Source organism: Agrobacterium sp. ES01 (assembly GCF_050320885.1).
Taxonomy (GTDB): domain Bacteria; phylum Pseudomonadota; class Alphaproteobacteria; order Rhizobiales; family Rhizobiaceae; genus Allorhizobium.
This window is the reverse complement of the sequence record NZ_JBNQTH010000001.1, coordinates 1,593,090-1,601,237: the sequence shown is the minus strand read 5'-3', so window position 1 is coordinate 1,601,237 and position 8,148 is coordinate 1,593,090. Positions and strand designations below refer to the sequence as shown.

The window sequence follows — 8,148 nt, the reverse complement described above, 5'->3', positions numbered from 1 at the left end:
AAAAAGCGGCCATCTTGCTGTCCAAACATTATTCCGCGGGGTGGAGCAGCCCGGTAGCTCGTCAGGCTCATAACCTGAAGGCCGCAGGTTCAAATCCTGCCCCCGCAACCAAAATCCAATCATAAGCCCCGTGGTGAGAACCGCGGTTTTTGTGTAGCGATTCGTCTGCAGAACGTGACCTTGCCCCGCTGAACCAACCCATCTTGAAGTAAGCTCTGGCCCATTGAGCGGCTAGCCTGGCTCACGCAGCACTGCCTAATGATCAATCGGATTCCATCAGGAAGTCCGAGACTGTTTTCAGGCAGAGCTCCTTTTCTTCCACATGCGGCATGTGGCTCGAGTCCTCAAAGACAACCCAACGGCAGCCTGGAATATTCTGGATATATGGGCTGACCACCAAGGGTGTCGCTTCGTCGTGTCTGCCGGAAATGAGCAGTGTCGGCACGTTTATCTGATGCAGCCGGTCCTCTATGGACCAATCCTTCATGGTGCCGATCACATGGAATTCGGTCGGGCCGTTCATATTGCGGTAGACGGTGTTGTCCTCGTCCATGATCGTAAACGTGCGCGCCACTTCCTTTGGCCAGGGCACCACACGGCAGACATGGCGGTCGTAGAAGGCGCGTGAGGCGGCAACATAGTCAGGATCTGTCAGGGTGCCGGCGTCTTCGTGGCGCAGCAGCGTTGCCTGTATGTCGGCCGGTAATTGCAGACGCAGCCGGTTGGCCTCGGCGACCCAGGTCTTCATATTCGCCGGGGAGTTGGCGATCACGAAGGCTTTGAGCCCCGCAGGCTGTAGAACTGCATGTTCGGATCCAAGCATGCCGCCCCAGGATTGTCCAAGAAGGGCATAGCGATCCTGGATGCCGAGATGGGCAAGCAGGCAATCGAGCTCTTCGAGAAACAGCGAAACGGTCCAGAAGTCCTGTCCCTTGTCTGGCAGTCGGGTGGAATTACCGTTCCCGAGCTGGTCGTAGTGAATGACCGGGCGACCGTCGATGGCAGTGATATCCTTGAAGGAATCGACATAGTCGTGGGTACAGCCAGGCCCGCCATGGGCGACGACCAGCGGCAAACGATCGGACGACAGCGAACCGGTTACACGGTACCAGGTGCGATAGTCACGAAACGGCAGATATCCTTCGCGGGTCTCGATCTCGGCCACCGTCGCTCTCCTTGCATCATTACAGTCGGGAGATCATAGCGGGGCTCAGGCGACGCTTGCAGCTATCACAATTTATAGGACGGCACGGGATCGAGCAGTCGGCACTGGGTTGCGCGTACCACTGCCTGGGTGCGGTTCCTGGCGCCGAGTTTGCGGGCCGCGGCATTGAGATGCATGACCACGGTCGGCACCGAGCGATCGATGATGCGCGAGATTTCCTTGGCCGACAGACCGTGCGAGGAATAGGCGAGGCATTCGCGTTCTCGCTCCGTCAGTCGCACTCTGGAGGTATTCAGCACGGCATCGTCAAAGAGTTCGTAAGCTGCTTCGTGGAATAGCTGCGCGAAAAGACTGAAATCCGCCAGAACGCGCATCGCGTCTCCCTGGAAATCCTTTCTCGCGCCATAGCGTACGCCAGTCACTGTCGCATAGTCACCGCGCGGCATATGAACAGGTACCGTCACACCAGCGAGCATATCGTGGTCACGCAGAAAGTCGCTGACGGGCTTCGTCTCGTCTGTCATGAAGCGGCTGATCTTCGTTTCGATCTCCGGGTCGTAATTCCAGAAAAAGGGAACGGAAGTTTGCATGGCGAGACGCTGGACAGGGTCGATGCGAAAATAGTCCCGATTGCACCAGTAGTCATACATGTCGTCTGCAACATTGCGGAGCTTGAGCAGTGACGGGACCTCGATCTGGCCGCCAAGATCGCAGGGCATCGGGGTATAGTCATAGATGAGCGCTTCGAAGCCCATATTCCGCATTGTGCCAAAAGCTTCGTCAATCCGGTCGTCCAGAGTATCCCGCGTGGATAAGCGATCGGCGATACAATTTATGTCGTCCTTCATCCCACACTCCGCCAAGACGCTGCGCATCACCCTATCAATACTTATAGCTGGTGCGCATGTTGCGATGCGTTAAAATTAGCCGTGCTCAATTTTTGGTCAAGGTAATTCGGAAGGTTAGTCCTCCTCATGTGGCGCGAAATCTCTCCCGACGAACGAATCGAAGTCGAGGTCGACGGTTTCAAGGTTGTGACCTACAGTTTCGGTCAGGGCGAAGAGACCGTCTTCTGTCTGAACGGAGGTCCGGGATTGCCCTGCGATTATCTGCGGGATGCGCATTCCTGTCTCATCGACCGGGGTTATCGGGTTGTCTCCTTCGACCAGTTGGGAACAGGCGCCTCGAACCGCCCGACAGATCCGTCGCTTTGGACCATCGAACGCTATGTCGAGGAGACAGAAACGGTCCGCCGCGTGCTGAACCTCGGCAAGGTTCACATGCTCGGTCACTCCTGGGGTGGATGGCTCGCCATCGATTACGCGCTGAAATACCCGCAGAACCTGCAGTCATTGATCCTTGAAGACACGGTGGCCGATATGCCACATCTGGTGTCGGAGCTGGAAAGGCTGCGCGCGGCACTCGGGTCAGAAACCGTGACGATGATGCAAAGGCACGAGGCGCAAGGCACCATCGATCATCCGGAATATCTGGCGGCGATCACAATCCTGAACTATCGTCATGTGTGCCGTTTGTCGGAATGGCCAGCGCCTGTTCGCCGCTCGCTGGATGACTGGAACATGGGGCCATACATGACGATGCAAGGCCCCAATGAATTTCTCTATACCGGCAATCTGAAGGACTGGAATCGTATCCCCGATTTGCCAAGCCTTGAAATGCCAGTACTGATCACGGTTGGCGAGCATGACGAATTGACGCCGGCTTGTGCCATGCAGATGAAGAACGCATTGCCGAATGCCGAGTTGTGTGTGTTCCGTAATGCAAGCCATATGCCCTTCTACGAGAACCCCGAGGCGTATTATCCGGCCCTCACGGACTTCCTGGTCCGAAACGGGGTACGCTGATGTTGAACATTATCCTGGAAATCACCCAAGACAGAGGCGAATGTCGGCTTCATGCATCGCTATAAATTCGTCCTCTATCGACCGCTTCAGCTGTTGCCCGTTCTCTTCGGCATCAGCATCATCACCTTTGTGCTGGTGCGGCTGATCCCCGGCGATCCTGCCCGCGTCCTTCTTGGAACGAGAGCGACACCAACGGCAATTGCGCGTATCCGCGAGCAATTCGGTCTCGATGAGCCGCTGTGGCGTCAATACTTCTACTTCATCGAAAATCTCGGCCATGGCGAGATGGGCAAGTCGATCCTCTACAAGATCGATGTGCTGAGACTGATCGCAGGACGCATCGAGCCAACCCTCATGCTGGTGCTGGCAAGCGTTATCCTCTCTATTCTGATTGCAGTACCCTTGTCGGCAATTGCCGCCCGTCGCCAGGGACGTCTGGCCGACCACATTGTGCGCATCGTCTCTACCATGGGGATTGGTTTTCCGCCCTTCTGGCTCGCATTGATGCTGATCATTTTCTTCAGTGTCCGGCTCGACCTCTTTCCCGTCTCCGGCTACGGCAACACATTCGCCGACAAGCTTTCGCATTTGGTCCTGCCCAGTCTGACGATCGCGCTCTCGTTGTCTGCGGTGCTCACACGCAGTTTAAGAGCCGCCATGATCCATGCGCTTCACTCGGATGTGGCAACGGCTGCACGCGCCAGGGGCATGCCGGAAAGCATCGTGTTCTGGCGGCATGTTCTGCCCAATTCGCTGGTGCCAACCATCAACCTTCTGGCCGTCAATATCGGTTGGCTGATCGGCGGCAGCGTGGTGGTCGAAAGCGTGTTCGCCTTGCCGGGAATGGGACAGCTTTTGGTGCGCGCAATTTTCTCGCGCGATTATATGGTCGTGCAGGGTGTGGCCATGGTGTTTGCCTGCGCAACGGTGCTGGTCAACTTTCTGGCCGACATCATCACAGTGACGGTTGATCCGAGGATAAAGCTATGAGCGCGTCGGCAACCCGATATTCGCCGTCAGGCGGCCTCGCGCGCTGGCTTGGGAAACATCTCTCCTTGTCCATCGGCGCGGGCATACTTTTGTTTTTCATTCTGATGGCGGTCGCAGCACCCCTTGTAGCACCGTATGATCCGGTCGTGCAGATGTCGGACGTGCGCTTGAATGCACCGTCTCTCAGCCATCCCTTCGGCACCGACAATTTCGGTCGGGACATCCTGTCTCGCGTGATTTTCGGAACGAGAGTCGACCTGCAGATCGCTTTTATCGGCGTGGTGTTTCCCTTTATCATAGGCACATTTCTAGGCACGGTCGCAGGTTTCTTTGGCGGTATAATCGACGCCATATTCATGCGCGTGATCGATATCATTCTGGCCTTCCCCTTCCTGGTGCTGATGTTGGCGATCATCGCCATTCTCGGTCCGGGTCTGACCAGTTTCTACATCGCCATGGCGCTGGTCGGCTGGGTGTCCTATGCCCGCCTGGTGAGGGCGCAGATCCTGGTCCTGAAGAACAGCGATTATGCGATGGCGGCAGTCAGCCTCGGTTTCAGTCGCACACGCATCATGTTTCGCCATCTTCTGCCCAACGCAATTGCCGGGTCGCTTGTCTTTGTCATGTCGGATGCCGTCCTCGTGTTGTTGAACGGCGCTGCGATCAGCTATCTGGGGCTTGGTGTTCAGCCGCCGATCGCGGAGTGGGGCATCATGGTGGCCGAGGGGCAGCCCTTCGTCACCACCGCGTGGTGGATCACGCTTTTCCCCGGACTGTCGATTGTCTTCCTCGCTTTCGGCTTTAGCCTGATGGGCGATGCGCTGGGCGACATGCTGGGAGTTCACGACTGATGAATCCAGTGCTTTCCATCCGCGATCTCGTTGTCAATTTTCACGGCGATATTCCCGCCAGAACACTGATTGATCATGTGTCGTTGAATGTTGCCGAAGGTGAGATCCTGGGCCTCGTGGGTGAAAGTGGCTCCGGAAAAAGCCTCCTTTGCCGCGCCATTATGGGGCTGTTGCCGGCGCGTGCGCTGTTCATCGATGGTGGCGAAATCGAATTTGCGGGAAAAGATCTCGTCAAGGCAACGACGCGCGAGATGCTGGACATTCGCGGTCGCAGGATCGGGATGATCTTTCAAAACCCCTCCAGCCATCTCGATCCGGTGATGAAAATCGGCGATCAGATCGCCGAAGGTATCCGCTTCCATGAGGGCGGCACTGCACGCCAGGCCAGAGACGCTGCGACCGAGATGCTGGCGCAGGTCGGGTTTCCCGATCCCGTCCGTCAATACGATAATTATCCGCATGAGTTTTCGGGCGGCATGCGCCAGCGCGCGATGATCGCAGCCGCGCTCTCCTGCCGCCCTGAAATCCTGATCGCCGATGAACCGACAACAGCGCTGGATGTGACCATCCAGGCACAAATTCTGGAGCTTATTCTGGAGTTGCGGGATCGGTTGGGACTATCCGTGATCCTGATCACCCATGATCTGGGTATTGTCGCCCAGACCTGCGACCGGATCGCTGTCATGCGCAACGGCAAACTGGTGGAGCAGGGGGAGAAGCGCCAGATCCTCGCGCGCCCCGGCCATGACTATACCCGCATGCTGATCGGCAGCCATCCCTCGCTGCCGGCCGGCAGGGATCAGTCACGCACACTTGCAGCCCCGTCCGATGTGACCAAGCATGCGCCCTTGCTGGAAGTCGACGATCTGCATGTAGAGTTCGATGTCGGCGGATCGATCTTCACCGGCGGGCGCAAGAAGTTCACTGCTGTAAAGGGCGTGAGCCTACAGGTAATGCCCGGAGAAACCCTCGGCATTGTCGGCGAATCGGGCAGCGGCAAGAGCACGCTCGCACGGGCCATTCTGGGGCTGACGCCACTTTCTTCCGGCCATATCGCTTTCGATGGTGTCGATCTCGCGCAGCAACCGGCAAAGGCACTGGCAAAGCTGCGTCGGGAAACCGCGATGGTGTTTCAAGATCCGCTCAACGCGCTCAACCCGCGCTTCACGGTTGGTGAGACGCTGGCCGAGGTTCTGAAAATGCAAGGGATCCCTGCCGCGCAAATACCGGCGCGTATCGACGAATTGCTCGATCTGGTCCATCTCGAGCGCGAATTTGCGGGCCGCAAGCCGCGCAGCATGAGTGGTGGTCAATGCCAACGCGCCGGCATAGCGCGCGCACTGGCGGTCAATCCGCGTCTCATCATAGCGGACGAGTGCGTGGCAGCTCTGGATGTCACGATCCAGAAGCAGATCGTCGATCTTTTCGCCGAGTTGAAGGAGCGCATGAACCTGACGCTACTCTTCATTGCCCATGATCTGGCCATCGTTCGCAATCTCTGCGAACGCGTCGTCGTCATGTATCACGGCGAGATCGTGGAGGAGGGGCCGACAGCTGACGTCTTCGCCCATCCGAAAAAGCCTTACACGGCAGCCCTCCTCGCAGCGGTGCCCGATATCGATCCAGACAAGAAACTTCTGGCGCCGAGAGTGGAGGCGTCGCCAACGGCTGCCTGAATACCTGCAAACATCATCAAAAAAAGGGAACAAACGATGCTAAGCAAATGGATGAAAATCGGGATGGTCACGGTCATGACCTCCCTGTCGGTCGGGGCCGGGATTGCCGAAGCCGCTGGCGTTCTGACCATCGGTCGCCGCGAAGATTCGTCGACATTCGATCCGATCAAGACAGCGCAGAACATCGACTTCTGGGTATTTGCCAATGTCTATGACGTGATGATCCGGGTTGACAAGACCGGCACCAAGCTGGAGCCGGGTTTGGCCGAAAGCTGGACAGTCTCAGACGATGGCCTGACCTATACCTTCACCATGCGGGATGCAAAGTTTTCGGACGGGAGCCCCATCACTGCAGAAGATGCCGCTTTCAGCCTTCTTCGCATTCGTGATGACGAAGGCTCGCTCTGGAGCGATTCCTACAAGATCATCGACACGGCTGAAGTGACTGATCCGAAGACCCTCGTCATCAAGCTGACCAGCCCGTCCGCACCATTCCTCTCCACCCTCGCAATGCCCGGCGCCTCCATCATCTCGAAGGCAGGCATGGAGAAGCTGGGTGCCGATACCTATGCGGAGAGCCCGATTGCATCGGGTGCCTTCACCGTCAAGGAATGGCGCCGCGGCGATCGCGTGATCTTGGAAAAGAACCCTAACTTCTGGCAGGCAGAACGAGTCTCGCTTGACGGTGTCGAGTGGATTTCCATTCCCGATGACAATACACGCATGCTGGACGTTCAGGCAGGCCAGCTGGATGCGGCCATCTTCGTGCCGTTCTCGCGGGTTGAAGAGCTGAAGAAGGACAAGGACCTCACGGTTCATCTGGAAACATCTACCCGTGAAGACCACCTGCTGATCAATCACGAACATGGCGATCTGGCCAAGAAGGAAGTGCGCGAAGCACTCGACTATGCCATCGACAAGAAGGCAATTGTCGACACAGTCACCTTTGGTCTGGGTGAAGTTGCCAACTCCTTCATCCCGAAGGGCGCGCTTTATCACTATGACGACAATCTGCAGCGTCCTTATGATCCTGAAAAGGCCAAGCAGCTTCTGGCCGATGCCGGCGTCAGCAACCTGACGCTCGACTACCTCGTCAATGCCGGCAACGAAGTTGACGAACAGATTGCCGTTCTGCTCCAGCAGCAGCTTCAGCAGTCGGGTATTACGGTCAATCTGCAGAAGATGGATCCAAGCCAGACCTGGGATATGCTGGTGGACGGGGATTACGATCTGTCTGTCATGTACTGGACAAACGACATTCTCGACCCCGACCAGAAGACCACTTTCGTGGTCGGTGACGATGCCAACATGAACTACATGACGCGTTACAAGAACGAAAAGGTCAAGCAACTGGTCGCCGATGCCCGTCTGGAAATGGACCCGGTCAAGCGCGAACAGATGTATGTCGAAATCCAGAAAATGGCCAAGGACGATGTGCACTGGATCGACCTTTACTACAGCCCCTTCATCAACGTATCCCGCAACAACATCGAGAATTTCTACCAAAACCCGCTCGGCCGCTTCTTCCTTGAGGATACGGTCAAGAATTGATCGGTCGCTGTCGGGGTCGATGAAGCTCCGGTGACCTTGCAAAGTTCTAA

Annotated in this window: 7 protein-coding genes and 1 tRNA gene; 6 read left to right on the top strand and 2 right to left on the bottom strand. The window is 56.9% G+C overall.

Features of this window, described 5'->3' with window-relative positions; genetic code table 11:
* Nucleotides 1-34: 34 nt before the first annotated feature.
* A tRNA-Met gene (locus ACQQ2Q_RS07855) sits at nt 35-111 on the top strand.
* Nucleotides 112-262: 151 nt separating this feature from the next.
* Here ACQQ2Q_RS07855 and ACQQ2Q_RS07850 read toward each other — a convergent pair.
* On the bottom strand, nt 263-1,165 hold the full coding sequence (locus ACQQ2Q_RS07850) for a proline iminopeptidase-family hydrolase (RefSeq protein ID WP_428186445.1): 903 nt from the start codon (nt 1,163-1,165) through the stop codon (nt 263-265).
* Between the two features lie 65 nt (nt 1,166-1,230).
* Entirely contained in the window at nt 1,231-2,013 is a 783-nt protein-coding gene (locus ACQQ2Q_RS07845; protein WP_428186444.1) for a LuxR family transcriptional regulator, read from the bottom strand.
* A gap of 126 nt (nt 2,014-2,139) precedes the next feature.
* Between ACQQ2Q_RS07845 and ACQQ2Q_RS07840 the strand changes: the two genes are divergently transcribed.
* The 5 genes from ACQQ2Q_RS07840 to ACQQ2Q_RS07820 are packed head-to-tail and all read left to right on the top strand — an operon-like array spanning nt 2,140 to nt 8,098.
* Nucleotides 2,140-3,030, top strand: a complete 891-nt coding sequence (locus tag ACQQ2Q_RS07840; protein ID WP_428186443.1) for a proline iminopeptidase-family hydrolase — start codon at nt 2,140-2,142, stop codon at nt 3,028-3,030.
* A 51-nt stretch (nt 3,031-3,081) separates the two neighbouring features.
* Nucleotides 3,082-4,020 (top strand): ABC transporter permease, encoded by a 939-nt coding sequence (locus ACQQ2Q_RS07835; protein ID WP_428186442.1) that lies wholly within the window; start codon nt 3,082-3,084, stop codon nt 4,018-4,020.
* Nucleotides 4,017-4,871 (top strand): ABC transporter permease, encoded by an 855-nt coding sequence (locus ACQQ2Q_RS07830; protein WP_428186441.1) that lies wholly within the window; start codon nt 4,017-4,019, stop codon nt 4,869-4,871. The genes ACQQ2Q_RS07835 and ACQQ2Q_RS07830 overlap by 4 nt, the downstream gene beginning before the upstream one ends.
* Nucleotides 4,868-6,547 (top strand): dipeptide ABC transporter ATP-binding protein, encoded by a 1,680-nt coding sequence (locus ACQQ2Q_RS07825; protein WP_428186516.1) that lies wholly within the window; start codon nt 4,868-4,870, stop codon nt 6,545-6,547. The genes ACQQ2Q_RS07830 and ACQQ2Q_RS07825 overlap by 4 nt, the downstream gene beginning before the upstream one ends.
* Before the next feature lie 36 nt (nt 6,548-6,583).
* The gene (locus ACQQ2Q_RS07820; protein ID WP_428186440.1) at nt 6,584-8,098 is read left to right on the top strand and encodes an ABC transporter substrate-binding protein; all 1,515 of its coding nucleotides are present in this window, start codon (nt 6,584-6,586) and stop codon (nt 8,096-8,098) included.
* Nucleotides 8,099-8,148 lie beyond the last annotated feature (50 nt).